Raw genomic sequence first — 17240 nt, 5'->3', positions numbered from 1 at the left:
CGGTTCTCGAAAGTCCAAATCGACCTTATTTGCCCCCATTGTTCTAATTTTGCAGAAATTATTGGCAATTATGAGTCGTAAGGGGAAAGTTCTGGTTGCAATGAGCGGGGGTATTGATAGTACCGTTACTGCACTTATGTTGCACCATGAGGGGTATGAAGTGATTGGAATCACAATGAAAACCTGGGATTATGCCAGCAGTGGAACCAGTACCAAAGAAACGGGTTGCTGCAATATAGATTCTTTCAACGATGCCAGGCAGGCTGCGGTTCATCATGGATTTCCGCATTTTATTCTGGATATAAGAGATGAATTTGGCGATTTTGTAATTGAAAACTTCGTAGAAGAATACCTGGCCGGAAGAACGCCTAATCCTTGTGTGATGTGCAATACACATATTAAATGGAGGGCATTGTTAAAAAGGGCCAATGCTTTGGAATGCGATTATATAGCAACCGGCCATTATGCATCTATCAGACAACATACCAATGGCCGATATGTAATCAGTAAAGGTTTAGATGAAACAAAAGACCAGAGTTATGTTCTGTGGGGGTTAGATCAGGAACTCTTAAGCAGAACCATTATGCCATTGGGAGGTTACCGCAAATCTGCCATCAGACAAATGGCCATGGATATGGGCTACCCGGAATTAGCTAAGAAAAGTGAGAGTTATGAAATCTGTTTTGTACCGGACAATGATTACCGCGGATTTCTGAAAAGAAGAGTGGATGGATTGGAAGATAAAGTAGCTGGTGGCTGGTTTGTAGATAAAACAGGTAAAAAACTCGGAAAGCATAAAGGGTATCCCTTTTATACTATCGGACAAAGAAAGGGATTAGAGATTGCAATGGGACATCCTGTTTATGTAACATCCATTGATCCAGATAATAATATTGTTGTATTAGGAGATGAAGCAGATCTGGAGCAAAACGACATGATGGTAGGAAAGATTAACTGGATTAAATACGATGGAATTACAGATGGCATGGAAGCCATTACCCGGATCCGATATAAAGACAAAGGTGCTCTTAGCAATTTATATAACGAACCTAATGGCGTAATCAGGGCTCGTTTTTATGAGAATGTAAAAAGCATTGCACCCGGACAGAGTGCCGTTTTTTATGAAGACAATGATGTTATTGGAGGAGGTATCATTCAGAGAGGCGAGTTAATACTCAATCCTTAATCAGGCATTCTAAATAAAGCTGCAAACATAGAATCTGCCCTTTTTCCAAATCCGGCAATTAACTGTTGACTAAGCAGTTCAGCATTCGGAAATGTTTGTGAAATATAATTAACCATTGCCTCATTTTCTGCTTCAAAAACAGAACAGGTAATATAAAGAAAGAATGCGCCGGGTCTTAACTTGGGAAATACAGATTTTACTATCGCCTGTTGCGTTTGCTGATAGTCTTGAATGCTTTCCGTCTTAAAGAACAATAGCTGTTCCGGGGTTCTGCCCCATGTACCGCTTCCGGTACAAGGTGCGTCACATATAATCAGGTCAAAAGTCTTATGCTGCAATTCGGAAGATTGAAGCGGCTCACTCAGGTTCACGATTACAGAATCAAACTGACGTATCCCTGCTCTCTGAAATCTGCTGATTAAATTTTGAATGATTGTTTTTCTTACATCTGAAACGGTCAGATTCATATTACCCAAAACATCCCTTGCTAAAATTGATTTTCCTCCGCTGGCTGCACAGGAGTCCCAGACATCAATGGAAGCATCTTTCCCCTTGCGCAGTTTTTTTGCAGGCTCCATTAATGCTGCAGTTTGTTGAGAACTATAGTCCTGCACTACGAAATCTTTATCTATCTCACCTATGCCTTCCAGTTTTGTTCCATTGGCCAATGCCAGACAATTTTCACTGATGGTGGTGTAAGCGATATTAGCCTTATCAAGGGCTTTTAAAACATTTTGTTGCCTTCCCGGGCGTATGCGAAGGAATAGATAAGGTTGAATTAAATGTGATTCATTAAATAAGCTGAAATCAATTGATTTACTTATCCATTTTTCAAAAGGAAAAATCATTTCTACTTTAAAGGCAGGAATTTCCTTTTGAATAAAAGCAATTCGCTCAGACAACGCTGGCGACCATGCTTCTATCCATACTTCATTGAATAATACACCCCAATCACTGGGTTGTTCATTACATAAAAAGCAAGCAACCCTTATAGCTTCTTCCGTCGGCAAATCAGTTAAGGATTTGCCGGTTCTAAAATACTGATAGCAAAGCTGACCAATGAATTTACGATCCTTGGAACCGAACTTTTTGTTCGCAGCAAAGTAGGCTTTCAGATAAATCGAAAAAGGCGATTCGTTTTTAAATGAGCTTAGTATTGCAGCAGCAGATTTTACATAATTGGCTGCGTACTTCACTATAATTCCAATAAAGCTTTAACTGGATCTTTTCCTATCAGCAACAATGCTGGATTCTCTAAAAGCTCTTTCACTCGCACAAGGAAGCTAACACTTTCTCTTCCGTCAATGATACGGTGGTCGTAACTTAATGCCAGATACATCATCGGACGAATTACAACCTGACCATTGATGGCCATTGGACGTTCCTGAATTTTGTGCATTCCCAAAATAGCACTTTGAGGAATATTAATAATTGGCGTGCTCATTAAACTCCCAAACACACCACCATTGGTTATGGTAAAAGTTCCACCCTGTAATTCTTCAGCAGTTAATTTGCTGTCTCTTGCTTTTGCAGCCAGTTCCACTACTTTCTTTTCAATATCTGCCATGCTAAGACTCTCTACATTTCTCATAACCGGAACAGTAAGTCCTCTTGGGGTACTCACTGCAATACTGATGTCGGCATAATCGTGATAAACAATCTGATCTCCGTCAATATAGGCATTTACAGAAGGCCATTCTGCCAGAGCAATTGCACAGGCTTTCGCAAAGAAACTCATGAAACCCAAATTAACCCCATGCCCTTCTTTAAATTTATCCTTGTACTGCTTTCTGATCTCCATAATCTGCGTCATGTCTACTTCATTGAAAGTAGTGAGCATGGCAGTTGTATTTTTAGACTCCACCAATCTTCTGCTGATGGTTCTTCTTAGCGCACTCATTTTTTCCTGACGCACATTTCTGCTAAATAATGCTCCATCTGATGCAAATGATTTTTTTCCTGGGTTATTTAAAGCGTCTAGTACATCCTGCTTCATGATCTTACCTCCAGTTCCGGAAGGCGTAATGGATTTAGTATCCACTTTTTTATCTGCAATAATTGCAGAAGCAACGGGACTGGCTTTAATATCGTTGGAAACAGTTGTTACAGGTGCTTGATTAGTTGCAACAGGCGCAGCAGCAGCTGGCGCTGGCTCAGGTGCAGTAACCCCTTCAGGCTTTGCTGCCGTATCATCAATATTGGCCAAAACATCTCCAATATTTAAAGTATCTCCCTCTTTACCAACAGTCTTCAGAATACCTGCCTTTTCAGCATTCACTTCAAAAGTGGCTTTTTCGCTTTCTAGCTCTGCAATCACTTCATCACGTTCCACCCATTCCCCATCTTTTTTAGTCCACTTTAGAAGTGTTACTTCATTGATTGATTCGCCTACTGTTGGTACTTTTATTTCGATCATAACGAGAGATTAATTAGGTATATAGATTGACTATTAAATATTAAATGCTGTTTCAATAATTTCCAATTGTTCCTGTGCATGCACTTTAGCATAACCAGTTGCGGTTGCAGCACTTGCATTTCTGCTGATTACCCCAAAATTGATGGTTTTCAGATTGGTTTGAAGGAAAGTAGCCGCTCCCATATTCAATGGCTCTTCCTGAACCCAGAACCAGGTAGCTTTATTGTACTTTTTGTATAAGGTATCCAGTTGCTGAACCGGCATTGGATAAATCTGCTCCAGTCTTACAATAGCAATATCCTGTCTGTTTTCCTTTGCCTGTTTATCTGCCAGTTCAAAATACAATTTACCAGAACAGAATAAAACTTTTTTAACAGCAGCAGGATCCTGAACAAAAACATCATCAATTACTTCTTTAAATCCACCAGTAAGGAATTCTTCCTTCCTGCTATATGTACCAGGATTACGTAGGTTTGCCTTTGGTGAGAAATTAATTAAAGGCTTACGGAAATTCCAGGTAATCTGTCTTCTGAATGCATGGAATAAATTAGCTGCGCTTGTAATATTGGTAATCACCATATTCATTTCAGCACACATTTGAAGAAAGCGCTCCATTCTTGCACTGCTATGTTCAGGGCCTTGTCCTTCGTAACCATGTGGCAACAACATCACCAGCCCATTTTGTCTTTGCCATTTTTGTTCGCCGGCTGCAATAAACTGGTCAATCATAGTTTGTGCTCCGTTACAGAAATCACCAAACTGTGCTTCCCAGATTACCAGGGCATTGGGGTTAGCCATTGCATAGCCGTATTCAAAACCCAATACACCATATTCGCTTAGCAAAGAGTTATATATTCTGAATTGCTCCTGATTTTCCTGAAAATGGTTCAGACGATTGTATTCAGCATTGGTTTCTTCATCCCTGATAACAGCATGGCGATGACTAAAAGTTCCCCTCTTCACATCCTGACCACTCATTCTAACCACATTACCCTCAGTAAGTATGGATCCATACGCCATCAGCTCAGCTGTAGCCCAATCTACTTTGCCCTCAGTCTCGAATAGTTTAACCTTATCCTGAATTAACTTCTCTATTTTCTTCAATGGCTTAAAATTATCCGGCCACTTCATGAGTCCATTAAAAAGCAAATTAAACTTAGCATCATCAATGGTTGTAACAGGAGAAGCTTCAAAATTTTCGGTTGATGCCTTCACAAATGACTTCCAGATTAATTCAGGAGGCTGGTGTTTATATGGAAGTGGATTTTGCTTTACTTCATCCAGACGTTCCTGTAAATCGCTCCAGAATTTCTTCTCCATTGATTTAGCAAGCTCCTGTGCATCATGGGTTCCATTCTGAATCAGGAACTGCGTATAAATTTCTCTCGGATTCTGATGCTTATCAATTAAAGCATATAACTGAGGCTGGGTATACTTTGGATCATCCCCTTCATTATGACCATGTTTGCGGTAGCAAACCATGTCTATAAAGATATCTGAATTAAATTCCTGTCTGTAACGGGTTGCAATTTCCGCGCACTTTACAACTGCTTCTGCATCATCTCCATTCACATGCAACACAGGAGCCTGTACCATGGCAGCAACAGAAGTTGAATAATCTGCACTACGGGCATCTTCAAAATCGGTAGTAAATCCAATCTGATTATTGATAACAAAATGAATTGTACCACCTGTATAGTACCCGCGAAGTTTGCTCATCTGTAGAACCTCATACACTATACCCTGACCTGCAACAGAAGCATCCCCGTGTATCAATATGGGTAAAATCTTTTCAAAATGACTTTCAGAAATCAAATCTGCTTTTGCTCTTGCAAAACCAACCACAACCGGATCAACTGCTTCCAGGTGTGAAGGGTTCGGCATCAGCTTAAGGTGTATGGTTTTATCATCCATGGTTTTCACTTCGCTTCCATACCCCATATGGTATTTCACATCTCCGCTACCCATGGTCTGATCAATGGTTGCCGTCCCTTCAAATTCACTGAAAATCTGTTCATAGGTTTTTCCCATGATATTGGCCAGTACATTCAGTCTTCCTCTGTGGGCCATTCCAATTACAACTTCCTTTACTTCCTGATTGGCCGCAGTATTGATAATGGCATCCAGCGCAGCAATGGTGGTCTCTCCCCCTTCCAGTGAAAATCTTTTTTGTCCTATGTATTTAGTGTGCAGGAATTTCTCGAACATTACACCCTGATTAAGTTTCTCAAGGATGCGCTGCTTCTTCTGCAATGGCAGCGGTTGAGCAAAATGCTTCTCCATTTCTGCTGTCAGAAAGTCTACTTTTTTCTGATCACTGATATACTTAAATTCAATGCCTACATGATTTGCGTAGGCATTTTGCAAATGCGCCAGAATCTGCTTCAGCGGAGCAGGTCCTAAACCAATCAGATTACCCGCCTGGAAAACCGTATTAAGGTCTGCTTCTGACAATCCAAAAAAACCAAGGTCCAGATTAGCTCCTCTGTCCTTTCTTGTACGAATCGGGTTGGTTTTGGCAACCAAATGGCCTTTATTCCTATATCCCAGAATTAATCTGTAGACTTTAATTTCCTGCATCCAATCTATGGATCCGGTATCAACGGATCCCGGCGCAGCCTGGCCTGCCCTATAATTTCCATTGACAGCAAAGTCAAATCCTTCAAAAAACTTTCTTAAATCGGGGTCAACCAGCGATGGATCAGTCAAAAAGTCTTTATAAAGACTCTCAATGAATGCCGGATGTGAATGGGTGATGTACGAAAAATCCTTCATTTGGCTTAATTATGCAGCTTTTCAATCTAAATTGGGGCAAATATCGGGCATTGGAGGCAGATAATAAACCAAAAAATAAGCTAAACCTAGGTTAATTATACACAGGCCGATTTTGAACCCATTTGGCTTTTTTTGAATTTTTTTATTTAAAATTTTCAAATTTGCCTGAAAGCTATTACCTTTGCCGTCCCGAAAAAATTAGAAAATGGCAAATCACTCAGCTACAAAGAAAGACGTTAGACAAGCCGCTAAGCGCCGTGACCGTAACCGTTACTATGGTAAAACCACCCGTAACGCTATCCGTGACTTAAAAACAAGCGCAGAGAAAAAAGGATACGAAGAAAAGCTTCCTGATGTTATTTCAATGATTGACAAATTGGCTAAGCGTGGAATTATCCATAAAAACAAAGCAGCCAATCTGAAGAGCAAATTAGTGAAGAAAGCAGCAAACTTAGCTTAACTGAGACTGCTCTCCTGAACATATCTTAAGCCAATCAATTTTGATTGGCTTTTTTTATTTTGAATCAGTCTGTAAAAACAATCTAACCTAAGCCTGTGATCCGGCGGGGAAATCAACCTGAAACTGATTCAAATTGTCACCTTTGGCATGGTAATGCAACCTGCCTTTATGTATCTGTATAATCCGGTCAATGATGGCAAGGCCAAGTCCAAATCCTTTTTTGGTACCGGCATTCGCCCCCCTGAAAAAGGGCAGAAACATTTTAGCAACTTCCTCTGATTTAAGCTGTTTGCCTTTATTCTGAAATATAATTGAAAGCTGCTGATTCCCGGTTTTAATAATTATCTGCACTGCTTTGTCTTCTGAATACAGGTAGGCATTTTTAATAAGATTAACAAATGCAGCCCTTAGCAAAGACTCATTTCCTTTTACAATTAGCTCTTCGTCGTCATTGGGCAAATTATCATAACTGATCTCAATTTTCCCATCGGGAAAACTCTTATTAAAATAAGCAGCAGTATCATACAACAACTCATCAACTCTGAAGAGTGGCCAGTTCTCAACAAACTCAAGCTGTTCGTTTTGAGACATCTGTAATAAAGCGTTTGTTAATTCAATCAGTTGCTGCTGATCTTCCTTTAAAGAAAGCAGCACTTTACGAAATCCTTCTACATCATTCACATTGTTCAAGGCTGCTTCGGTTTGAGAAAGCATAACCGCAAGCGGGGTTCTTAATTCATGGGAACTATGCTGCACAAAACTTTTCCGGTACTCAAAACCTGTGCGGATTCTTTCCAGCATGGCATTGAAATTTTTTGCAATGGCATTAATTTCATCTTTTGCAGGCTTAACCGTAATCCTTTCAGATAAGTTAAAAACATTAGTCCGCTGCATTTGATCACTCAATTCAACTATGGGTTTAATGGCCTGGCGAACAAATAGAAAAGAAATAACTGCTGTAAGCAGTAATGAACCGGCAAATACCCCCGAAAGAATAATACTCATTGTTTTTACTTTCTTTAACCCTACCCTGTCGTAAGCTTCAGTAACCAGATATTGATTCTGTGCTGGCTTATAAACAGAAACAATCTGATTCTGAGCTGAATCTGTAATCTGAAGCTTGCCTTCTTCTCTAACTTTTTTAAAATCAATCCTCGGCACATCTATGGCGCTATTATTTCCCAGACTAAAAACCACAGATAAATTTGAATCCAAAACAAAAAGATGCTCGTTAATTAATGCAATTCTATGCACTTCCAGCACATCATCCTGCTGAACAATTATGTTTTTCTTTGAAATGGATTGATAAATTTCATACAGGTCTTCGCCTTCCAGTTCTACACGACTGTAATAATCTTCTTCCCGGTAAGATGCATAGAGAAAATAAATACTGGTACAGGCAATCAAAAGAATCCCGGCAACAAAACTGGTAAATAATAAAGCAAATCTGAGCTTTAAATTCATCTGCTATTTAATATAGTAACCAAAACCTGGTTTGGTATGAATCAATTTTTTATCAAAGGGCTTGTCAATTTTATTTCTTAAAAAACTGATATACACTTCAATCGTGTTGGTTCCCGTGTCAAAACTCAGGTCCCAGACCTTTTCAAGTATTTCCTGCTTGGAAATAACACGCTCTGGTGTTCTTGCCAACAAGGTTAGCAGTGTAAATTCCTTGGAAGTCAGATTAATGGTTATTCCTGACCTGCTTACACTTTTTTGTTTAAAATCAATTTCCAGATCTTCGTACACCAGCTTCTCCTCTTTGTCTGTAATGTCTGTCCTTTTAAATAGCACTTTCAATCTTGCGAAAAGCTCATCGAAATGAAAGGGTTTTACCAGGTAATCATCGGCACCCACATCAAATGCCTCTACTTTATCATGGATTTCTCCCATGGCAGTTAACATTACAATCGGTAGTCTGACACTGCTCTTCCGGAAAATCCTGCACAATTCTATTCCGGATTTTCCGGGCATATTAATATCCAGTAATGCAAGAGAATAATTGTTCTCCTGAAATAACCTTTCTGCAGATTCACCGTCTTTGGCAACATCCACATCATAACCAACACGGGTTAACTCCTCTTTAATGGCCGTAGCCAGTTTAGCCTCATCTTCAGCCAAAAGAATTCTGTATTTTTTTTCCATTAATCTAACTTTTTAACATTGCCAGCACCAACAATTTTTTGACTGACTTCTGCATTTCCTTTGTAAAAAACATCTCCGGATCCCATAATTTTTATATCGAGCTGAACATCTGCAAATACTTTAACATTACCGTTACCAGCAATTTTTATAGAGGAATGTTCAGACTTTAATGCTTCAGCATTACAATCTCCGGTACCTGCAATATCGAAATTAGCTTTCTTTGTTTCACCTGCTAATGTAACATTACCTGACCCAGCAATATCCACATCAATCTTAGGGGTATTTACTTCCAGATTTACATCTCCCTGTCCGGCAATGTCTATCTTTAATTCATTGGCCCCGCTAAATTTCCCCTTACCTGTTATATTACCTGAGCCAGCCAGGTGAATACCAGACAATTTAGGGGTAGTAATGGTAATTTTTATTCCATGGTCAGACTTAATATTGAATTTTCGCTTGGTTTTAAAAACCAATTCATCATTGCTTTCCGACATCAGTACTAGGTGCTGTAAATTCTCGTCCGTTTCTACCACAACAGAGGTTTCCGCTCCGGGAATCAGCACAATGTCGAAGTTTCCTTTTATAACTATTTTCTCAGCTTTTTTTACACTTCTCTTTTCAGAAACAATGTTTCCGTCACCGTAAACGGTTTTACCGATCCAGTTACAGGAACTAATGATAACTACCATTAGCATAAAAGCAAATGCCCGAAGTTTCATATACGAATAATTTACGTATGTGAAAGGTAGCAAAAAATGGCATAAATAGCAGCAGAAGTAAATTTGAATTAACTTTGCCACATGACAGAAAAAATTCTTATTCTCGATTTTGGCAGTCAGTATACACAGCTAATTGCCAGAGCAGTCCGCGAGGCAAATATTTACTGTGAAATCATTCCTTTTCACAAGGAATTTACCATAGATGCTACTTTAAAAGGAATCATCCTGAGCGGTTCCCCTTTTAGTGTGAATGAAGAAAATGCACCTTCCGTTGATATTGCAGCTTTCAACGCCAAACTTCCCGTATTGGGAGTTTGCTATGGAGCACAGCTTACAGCAAAAGTATTTGGTGGCAGAGTAGACAAGTCTAACAAGAGAGAATACGGCAGAGCACAACTGGAAATTACAAAAGCAGACTCGCTTTTCAATGGCATCCCTGCCAAATCACAGGTATGGATGAGCCACAGCGACTCCATCAAGAATTTACCAGAAGGATACAGCATTCTGGCCACAACAGAAAGCATTCCGGTAGCTGCTTTTAAGAAAGATGATTCCAACGGTTTCCCCCTATATGGTTTCCAGTTTCATCCGGAAGTATACCATTCAACTGAAGGCAAGAAAATGATCCGCAACTTCCTGGTAGATATCTGTGGTTGCGCCCAAAACTGGACTCCTGCCTCCTTTGTAGAGGAAACAGTTGCCAGATTAAAGGAAGAAATCGGAGATAAGGAAGTAATCATGGCTTTAAGCGGTGGCGTAGACAGCACTGTTGCGGCTACATTGATTGCCCGTGCCATCGGATCCAGATTACACGGCATTTTTGTGGATAACGGGGTTTTAAGAAAAGACGAATTTGAGCAGGTTTTAACTACCTATAATGCAATTGGATTAAATGTAAAAGGAGTAGATGCCAAAGAAATATTTTATGCGGCATTAAAAGACCAGACAGATCCGGAAGCCAAGAGAAAAGCCATTGGCAAATTATTCATTGATGTTTTCCAGTCAGAAGCACAAAAACTCAATAATATTTCTTTTTTAGGTCAGGGCACTATTTATCCGGATGTGATTGAAAGTGTAAGTGTTCACGGACCGTCGCAAACTATTAAGAGCCACCACAATGTGGGAGGCCTTCCCGATACCATGCACCTTTCCTTGGTAGAGCCTCTCCGCTATTTGTTTAAAGACGAAGTAAGAAAAGTAGGGCTTGAGCTGGGTATACCGGCGGATATGATCAACCGACACCCCTTCCCTGGTCCTGGATTGGCTATCAGGATCCTGGGCGAAGTGAACGCAGAAAGAGTAGATCTTTTGCAAAAAGCAGATGCCATTTTTATCAATGGACTAAAAAAAGCCGGGCTCTATACACAGGTATGGCAGGCAGGCACCATTTTACTTCCTGTTAAAAGTGTGGGGGTTATGGGGGATGAAAGAACTTACGAATTCACGGTTGCGCTTAGGGCAGTTACTTCTGTTGACGGCATGACTGCAGACTGGGCACATTTACCTTATGAATTTTTAGCGGACATCTCTAACGAAATCATTAATAATGTAAGAGGTATTAACAGGGTAGTTTACGATATCAGCAGTAAACCACCAGCTACCATAGAATGGGAGTAAACTTTAAATTGTATGAAACAACTGTTTGTTATATCGCTATGGGTCTTAGTGACATCGCTAACCGGAAGCTCTTATGCACAAACGGCTGAGCCTCTCAAAATTGCGGTATTTGCCCCTGTTTACATAGACGATGCATTTGCCAATGGAAATTATTCGCTGGGCAATAACAACATTCCCAAAAATATTCTCCCAGGCCTGGATTTTTATAATGGCATTCAGCTGGCCATCGACTCATTACAGGCAGAGGGCCATCAGCTGGAAGTTTTATTTTTCGATTTAAAAAACAAACAGGAAACCCTGGAACAGCTTATTCAAAGTGGCAAACTAAATGGCATAGCTTTATTGATTGCTTCTTTTAATAACAGAACCGATATCAAGCCCCTGGCAGACTTTGCAAAGTCTAAACAGATTCCATTGATATCAGCGACATATCCCAATGATGCCGGCATTCGTTCCAATCCTTTCTTTGCATTGGTCAATCCCACTTTAATAACGCATTTAGAAGGGCTGTTTAAATACTTACAGAAGAACTATCCTACTGACCCTATTATTTATGTAAAAAAATCCGGGGGGCTGGAAGACATGATTGAACAGACCTTTCTGGAATTAAACAAGAAGACTCCTGCATTGCCATTAAAACTGAAAGCCATTTCAGTTACTGACAGCATTAATATTGCACAATACAATTCTTTGTTAGACAGTACCCGAACCAATATTATTTTATGTGGCACTGTTAACGAAGGTTTTGGAATGAATCTGGTAAAATCTGTAGCCGCCAACAAAAGTTATAAATCAATAGTGCTGGGAATGCCCACCTGGGATGCCATTAAAGACCTGGGCAAGGGAACAGAAATCATTTACTCCACTCCTTTTAATTACAATAGGGCCGACAAACTGTTGCAAAGAATATCAACCCTTTACAGGAATAAATTGCAAGGAAGGCCATCAGATATGGTTTTCAAGGGTTTTGAATCCTTGTATCATTTTGGAAAACTTTTATTAAAGTATCCCAACAATTTAGCAACTCAGCTTTCTGAGAATAGTTATAAAATATTTAACGAGTTCGACTTTGTACCTGTTTTACAAAACGGAGAAATCAGTTATCTAGAAAATAAAAAACTCTATTTCGTCAGGAAATCAGATGGTATAATTAAATTGGTGCAGTAAACCCTTTTACTTCGGGGTTGTTTTAACTTCATGTATAACCACAAAGGGAACAAATCGTATTTACCACAAAAAAACTGCACCACCTGCGGCAAGCCTTTTTCCTGGAGAAAAAAATGGGCTAAGAACTGGGAAGAAGTAAAATACTGCAGCGATAAATGCAGAAATGCAAAGAAAACCCATGCAAGCCAGTAAAGGATTTCAAATTGTAACCCATTGGCTGCAGCAACAGCAACTTCATCCCTTCCCTTTTCAGGAACAAACCTGGCTGGCAATTCTGTCCGGAGAAAGCGGTTTGGTAAATGCCCCTACAGGATGTGGTAAAACCTATTCGGTATTTCTGGGAGCCTTGATGCAGTTTATCAACGAGCATCCTGCTGATTGGGCAAAGCAAAAAAACAATGGCTTACAATTACTATGGATAACCCCTTTGCGCGCGCTGGCAAAAGACATAGGCAGAGCCATGCAAGAAGTAATTGAAAGTTTGGGAATGCAATGGAAAGTGGCCATCAGAAACGGAGATACTAGTACTGCCGATCGGGCCAGGCAGAAAAAACAAATGCCGGAAATTCTAATCATTACTCCGGAAAGTCTGCAGCTGTTGCTGACGCAAAAAAATTATCCCAACTACTTTTCTTCTCTTAAAATACTGGCTGTAGATGAATGGCATGAATTGCTGGGAAGTAAGCGTGGCGTACAAACAGAACTGGCCGTTAGCAGACTGGTAAATTGCAGCGAATCTTTACAGGTATGGGGCATCAGTGCTACTATTGGTAATCTGGAAGAAGCAAGAGAAGTACTCTTAAGCCCATTAAAAAAACCGGGCATTACTATACAGGCTTCTATTCACAAGCCACTGGAAATTCATACCATCATCCCTAACGAAATTGATTCTTATCCATGGGCCGGACACCTGGGGATTAAGCTGGCGCATACCCTGATACCTATTATTGAAAACAGTAACACTACACTGATCTTTATTAACACCAGGGGAATGAGCGAAACCTGGTACCAGACGCTGTTAACGCTGGCACCCTCTTTAGCAGGAGCCATTGCGCTGCACCATGGTAGTATAGAACAGGAACTAAGGCTTTGGGTAGAAGAAGCACTGCATACACAAAAACTGAAAGCAGTGGTTTGCACAGCCAGTCTGGACCTGGGCGTAGACTTTCGACCTGTGGATACCGTTATACAGGTGGGTTCTCCCAAAGGAATTGCACGGTTTTTACAAAGAGCCGGAAGAAGCGGACATCGGCCCGGAGAAATCAGCAAGATTTATTTTTTACCAACACATAGCCTGGAACTGGTGGAAGCCGCTGCGTTAAAAACCGCAGTTACAGAAAGAGCCATTGAAAGTAAAGACCCATTGGTCTTGTGTTTTGATGTGCTACTCCAGTACTTATGTACGCTGGCCTGTGGAGAAGGTTTTGATCCAAAAAAAATACATGCCGAAATAAAATCCACGTATTGCTTTGCAGATATGCAGGAAGATGAATGGCAGGAAATTTTAAAACAAATTACCACAGGTGGACAGGCATTGCAAGTGTATGATGAATTCAGGAAAGTAGAGATTGAAAATGGTATCTACAAAATCAATAGCCGAAAAATAGCTATGCGACATCGCATGCATATTGGGACCATAGTGAGTGATGCTATGCTGAAAGTAAAATTTTTGAGCGGAGGCTACGTAGGAGTAATTGAAGAATATTTTATCAGCAAACTGGAACCTGGTGATGTGTTTACACTGGCGGGTAAAAACCTGGAGCTCATCATGATTAAAGACATGAATGTACTGGTTAAAAAATCAACCGCTAAAAAGTCACTGATTCCTTCCTGGCTGGGAGGCAGAATGAGTTTAACTGCTAACCTGGGAGAAGTATTAAGAAGAACTTTTTCAAAAGCACTGCAACCCAATGCAGGCATTGAAATGGACAGTTTGCATCATTTATTTAGTATACAGAAAAATTTATCACATATCCCTCAACCCAATGAATTACTCATAGAGCAGATAGAAAGCAAAGATGGCTATCACTTGCTGGTGTACCCATTTGAGGGAAGACAGGTACATGAAGCATTAAGCGCTATACTGGCATTCAGAATATCACGGATACAACCCATGAGTTTTTCTATTTCTATGAACGATTATGGCTTTGAATTATTAAGCGATACTCCCATACCCGTTGACGACAGCAATGTGTATGAACTATTAAGTGATAACAATTTGCTGACAGATATACAGCAGAGTGTAAACAATACAGAAATGGCCAAAAGAAAGTTCAGGGATATTGCAGTAATTGGAGGTTTGATTTTTCAGGGCATGCCGGGTGAAAAAACCAAAGCCAGGCACTTGCAATCATCCGCTTCTCTCCTCTTTAAAGTATTTGAAGAATATGACCCTGGCAATCTTTTGTTAAAGCAAGCTTACAACGAAGTGCTGACTCAACAAATGGATGAAGTTCGTCTCAGACTGGCACTTCAACGCATTGCCAAAAGCAAAATCTTATTAACCTATCCGGATAAATTAACACCACTTTCCTTCCCGATAGTAGTGGATGGTTTAAACAGGAATAACCTGAGTTCAGAAAGACTGGAAGATCGTGTGAAAAAAATGCAACAACAATTATCTTAGCATTTATGAACGAAGATCAATTGTTAATCTGCAGGGGACAGCATTTGTGGCTCTCACCTGAAAGAACGGTATTCTGGGAAGAGGAAAAAACAATGATTCTTTCAGACACCCATTTCGGAAAAACAGGACACTTCAGAAAAAACGGAATCGCCATTCCTCAAACTATTTACAAAGAAGACCTTCTACGTTTTTTTAGCATCATTCAATTTTATAAAGCTCAGCGAGTGCTGGTAGTGGGTGACTTTTTTCATAGCCACGTTAATGAAGAACTGGATTGGTTTCTGAAATGGAAAAGAGATTTCAGTCAATTACAGATAACCATGGTAAAGGGAAATCATGATATTTTACCAGCATCCTGGTATGAGGCTGCAGCTATTGAAATTATTCAGGAAACGCTGCTTTCAGGTCCATTTCAGTTTCAGCACGACTACGATGAAAAGGCCCAAAAAAATAAAAACAACATTGAACAAGCAACTGATACAAACCACCCGGCTTATATTTTCTCCGGACATATTCATCCGGGAATCACTATTAAAGGCCTAAGTAAACAAAGCTTGCGTTTACCCTGTTTTTATTTTGGTAAGCATCACTGCATCCTCCCTGCATTCAGTAAATTCAGTGGATTGGCTACTATCAAACCCAAAAAAGAAGACCAGATATTTGCCATTGTTAACAATCAGTTGATCCAGACAAAATGATACAAATTGCATTTGACCCCATATATGCACATCCCTTACCGGAGAACCATCGTTTCCCCATGCTCAAGTATCAATTGATTCCGGAACAACTGATGCATGAAGGAACTTATTCCGCATCAAACTTTTTTAGTCCCTCAACCTGTTCAACCGAAACCGTTTTAAGAACACATGATGCCGCATACCTGGATAAACTGCTTCATCAAACCCTCTCCGCATCGGAGCAAAGAAAAATTGGCTTTCCCCAATCTCCTGAATTAACCCAACGTGAATTAATCATCACGCAGGGAACCATCGACTGTGCTATTTCTGCACAAAAAAATGGAGTTTCACTTAACGTTGCAGGTGGCACCCACCATGCGTTTGGAGTTAGAGGAGAAGGATTTTGCCTGCTCAACGATATGGCAGTCGCATCTAACTATTTACTGGATAAAAATTTAGCTGCTAAAATACTGATAATTGACCTGGACGTACACCAGGGAAACGGTACTGCCCAACTCATGGAAAAGGAAGCCAGGGTTTTTACGTTCAGCATGCATGGGGCACATAATTATCCTTTTCACAAAGAAAAATCAGACCTAGATATTGGTTTGCTGGATGGAACAGACGGACCAACCTACCTGAAACTATTATCAGAAACCTTACCCAAATTAGTAGATGATTTTCAACCCGACTTTGCTTTCTATTTATCGGGGGTAGATGTATTGGATACCGATAAATTCGGAAAATTAAAACTCAGCCTTGCTGATTGCAAACAAAGGGATCAAATGGTATTTGAAACATTGAAGAAGAACCAAATTCCGGTTGCTGTTGCATTGGGAGGTGGCTATTCACCCGATATCAGAACCATTGTGGAAGCACACTGCAATACTTTCAGATTAGCGGCAGACATTTTTGGTTAGCCATTTAAAAGGCTACTGACTTCCTCATTCACTAACCAATGCTATATACCGCCTGGTGCTTTACAGGAAAATTACAACTACGTGCAATGAAACAATAAGCATGGGCTTTTTCATGCAAGGTATTGGCCTGATCCATCATCTGCATATTGGCCAGAGATATTCTGGGCCTGAGCGTAACTTCTGTAAACTGACCCGCTCCTGATGTTTCAACAGTCATAATCCCTTCGGCATCGTCCTGATAAGAAGTAACAATGATTCCGGCATCCGCACACAAATGCAAGTACCAAAGCATATGACAGGAAGATAAGGAAGCCACCAGCATTTCTTCCGGATTGTAACGATTGGGGTCTCCTCTGAACAAAGGATCTGAGCTGGATTCAACAGGCACTTTACCTTCCACCTGAACCAGGTGATTTCTGGAATAGGCTTTGTAATTACTGGTTCCGGTTCCCAAATTCCCCGTCCATTTAATTCCTACTTTATATAAATGCTGGTGAGCCATTCTTCTTTCAATAAATTGATCTGATCA

Annotated in this window: 15 protein-coding genes; 8 read left to right on the top strand and 7 right to left on the bottom strand. The window is 40.2% G+C overall.

Annotated features, from left to right (window positions below):
• The first annotated feature begins 70 nt into the window (after positions 1 to 70).
• Positions 71 to 1186: a tRNA 2-thiouridine(34) synthase MnmA gene (gene mnmA / locus P767_RS0101265; protein ID WP_026763101.1), complete on the top strand. Its 1116-nt coding sequence runs from the start codon at positions 71 to 73 to the stop codon at positions 1184 to 1186.
• Here the strand turns inward: mnmA and P767_RS0101260 are convergent.
• From P767_RS0101260 to P767_RS0101250, 3 genes are read right to left on the bottom strand one after another with little or no spacing between them, the layout of a single operon-like run.
• The gene (locus tag P767_RS0101260; protein ID WP_051416961.1) at positions 1183 to 2382 is read right to left on the bottom strand and encodes an RsmB/NOP family class I SAM-dependent RNA methyltransferase; all 1200 of its coding nucleotides are present in this window, start codon (positions 2380 to 2382) and stop codon (positions 1183 to 1185) included. The genes mnmA and P767_RS0101260 overlap by 4 nt on opposite strands.
• Entirely contained in the window at positions 2382 to 3602 is a 1221-nt protein-coding gene (gene odhB, locus P767_RS0101255) for a 2-oxoglutarate dehydrogenase complex dihydrolipoyllysine-residue succinyltransferase (RefSeq protein WP_026763099.1), read from the bottom strand. The genes P767_RS0101260 and odhB overlap by 1 nt, the downstream gene beginning before the upstream one ends.
• A gap of 33 nt (positions 3603 to 3635) precedes the next feature.
• On the bottom strand, positions 3636 to 6377 hold the full coding sequence (locus P767_RS0101250; protein WP_026763098.1) for a 2-oxoglutarate dehydrogenase E1 component: 2742 nt from the start codon (positions 6375 to 6377) through the stop codon (positions 3636 to 3638).
• 205 nt (positions 6378 to 6582) lie between these two features.
• Here P767_RS0101250 and rpsT point away from each other — a divergent pair, with 205 nt between their 5' ends.
• Positions 6583 to 6837: a 30S ribosomal protein S20 gene (rpsT, locus tag P767_RS0101245; RefSeq protein ID WP_026752302.1), complete on the top strand. Its 255-nt coding sequence runs from the start codon at positions 6583 to 6585 to the stop codon at positions 6835 to 6837.
• 87 nt (positions 6838 to 6924) lie between these two features.
• Here rpsT and P767_RS0101240 read toward each other — a convergent pair whose 3' ends face one another.
• Genes P767_RS0101240 through P767_RS0101230 form a run of 3 tightly spaced genes read right to left on the bottom strand, consistent with a single transcriptional unit; the run spans position 6925 to position 9704 of the window.
• A complete protein-coding gene (locus tag P767_RS0101240; protein ID WP_026763097.1) occupies positions 6925 to 8301 on the bottom strand; it encodes a HAMP domain-containing sensor histidine kinase in 1377 nt (458 codons plus the stop codon).
• A gap of 3 nt (positions 8302 to 8304) precedes the next feature.
• On the bottom strand, positions 8305 to 8985 hold the full coding sequence (locus P767_RS0101235) for a response regulator transcription factor (RefSeq protein WP_026763096.1): 681 nt from the start codon (positions 8983 to 8985) through the stop codon (positions 8305 to 8307).
• Positions 8985 to 9704 carry a head GIN domain-containing protein gene (locus P767_RS0101230; RefSeq protein ID WP_026763095.1) on the bottom strand — a complete coding sequence of 240 codons (720 nt, stop codon included), beginning with the start codon at positions 9702 to 9704 and terminating at the stop codon, positions 8985 to 8987. The genes P767_RS0101235 and P767_RS0101230 overlap by 1 nt, the downstream gene beginning before the upstream one ends.
• Positions 9705 to 9785: 81 nt before the next feature.
• Between P767_RS0101230 and guaA the strand changes: the two genes are divergently transcribed.
• The 6 genes from guaA to P767_RS0101200 are packed head-to-tail and all read left to right on the top strand — an operon-like array spanning position 9786 to position 16711.
• Positions 9786 to 11321, top strand: a complete 1536-nt coding sequence (guaA, locus tag P767_RS0101225; protein WP_026763094.1) for a glutamine-hydrolyzing GMP synthase — start codon at positions 9786 to 9788, stop codon at positions 11319 to 11321.
• Positions 11322 to 11333: 12 nt separating this feature from the next.
• Positions 11334 to 12488, top strand: coding sequence for an ABC transporter substrate-binding protein (locus tag P767_RS0101220; protein WP_157611305.1), 1155 nt, complete (start codon positions 11334 to 11336; stop codon positions 12486 to 12488).
• A 30-nt stretch (positions 12489 to 12518) separates the two neighbouring features.
• Positions 12519 to 12680: a DUF2256 domain-containing protein gene (locus P767_RS19110; RefSeq protein ID WP_071790325.1), complete on the top strand. Its 162-nt coding sequence runs from the start codon at positions 12519 to 12521 to the stop codon at positions 12678 to 12680.
• The gene (locus tag P767_RS0101210; protein ID WP_026763092.1) at positions 12652 to 15114 is read left to right on the top strand and encodes a ligase-associated DNA damage response DEXH box helicase; all 2463 of its coding nucleotides are present in this window, start codon (positions 12652 to 12654) and stop codon (positions 15112 to 15114) included. The genes P767_RS19110 and P767_RS0101210 overlap by 29 nt, the downstream gene beginning before the upstream one ends.
• A gap of 5 nt (positions 15115 to 15119) precedes the next feature.
• A complete protein-coding gene (pdeM, locus tag P767_RS0101205; RefSeq protein ID WP_026763091.1) occupies positions 15120 to 15812 on the top strand; it encodes a ligase-associated DNA damage response endonuclease PdeM in 693 nt (230 codons plus the stop codon).
• Positions 15809 to 16711, top strand: coding sequence for a histone deacetylase family protein (locus tag P767_RS0101200; RefSeq protein ID WP_026763090.1), 903 nt, complete (start codon positions 15809 to 15811; stop codon positions 16709 to 16711). The genes pdeM and P767_RS0101200 overlap by 4 nt, the downstream gene beginning before the upstream one ends.
• Before the next feature lie 31 nt (positions 16712 to 16742).
• Here P767_RS0101200 and P767_RS0101195 read toward each other — a convergent pair whose 3' ends face one another.
• Entirely contained in the window at positions 16743 to 17213 is a 471-nt protein-coding gene (locus tag P767_RS0101195) for an OsmC family protein (protein ID WP_026763089.1), read from the bottom strand.
• Positions 17214 to 17240: the final 27 nt, after the last annotated feature.

The sequence above is a fragment of the Sediminibacterium salmoneum NBRC 103935 genome, from assembly GCF_000511175.1.
Taxonomy (GTDB): Bacteria; Bacteroidota; Bacteroidia; order Chitinophagales; family Chitinophagaceae; genus Sediminibacterium; species Sediminibacterium salmoneum.
Note: the sequence above shows the minus strand (reverse complement) of the source record. Positions and strands in the feature narration are given on the sequence as shown.

Bases quoted from the DNA above. Each gene is read 5' to 3' on its own strand.
- mnmA (WP_026763101.1), top strand. From the start codon at position 71: ATGAGTCGTAAGGGGAAAGTTCTGGTTGCAATGAGCGGGGGTATTGAT.
- odhB (WP_026763099.1), bottom strand. From the start codon at position 3,602: ATGATCGAAATAAAAGTACCAACAGTAGGCGAATCAATCAATGAAGTA.
- P767_RS0101250 (WP_026763098.1), bottom strand. From the start codon at position 6,377: ATGAAGGATTTTTCGTACATCACCCATTCACATCCGGCATTCATTGAG.
- rpsT (WP_026752302.1), top strand. From the start codon at position 6,583: ATGGCAAATCACTCAGCTACAAAGAAAGACGTTAGACAAGCCGCTAAG.
- P767_RS0101240 (WP_026763097.1), bottom strand. From the start codon at position 8,301: ATGAATTTAAAGCTCAGATTTGCTTTATTATTTACCAGTTTTGTTGCC.
- P767_RS0101235 (WP_026763096.1), bottom strand. From the start codon at position 8,985: ATGGAAAAAAAATACAGAATTCTTTTGGCTGAAGATGAGGCTAAACTG.
- P767_RS0101230 (WP_026763095.1), bottom strand. From the start codon at position 9,704: ATGAAACTTCGGGCATTTGCTTTTATGCTAATGGTAGTTATCATTAGT.
- guaA (WP_026763094.1), top strand. From the start codon at position 9,786: ATGACAGAAAAAATTCTTATTCTCGATTTTGGCAGTCAGTATACACAG.
- P767_RS0101220 (WP_157611305.1), top strand. From the start codon at position 11,334: ATGAAACAACTGTTTGTTATATCGCTATGGGTCTTAGTGACATCGCTA.
- P767_RS19110 (WP_071790325.1), top strand. From the start codon at position 12,519: ATGTATAACCACAAAGGGAACAAATCGTATTTACCACAAAAAAACTGC.
- P767_RS0101210 (WP_026763092.1), top strand. From the start codon at position 12,652: ATGCAAAGAAAACCCATGCAAGCCAGTAAAGGATTTCAAATTGTAACC.
- pdeM (WP_026763091.1), top strand. From the start codon at position 15,120: ATGAACGAAGATCAATTGTTAATCTGCAGGGGACAGCATTTGTGGCTC.
- P767_RS0101200 (WP_026763090.1), top strand. From the start codon at position 15,809: ATGATACAAATTGCATTTGACCCCATATATGCACATCCCTTACCGGAG.
- P767_RS0101195 (WP_026763089.1), bottom strand. From the start codon at position 17,213: ATGGCTCACCAGCATTTATATAAAGTAGGAATTAAATGGACGGGGAAT.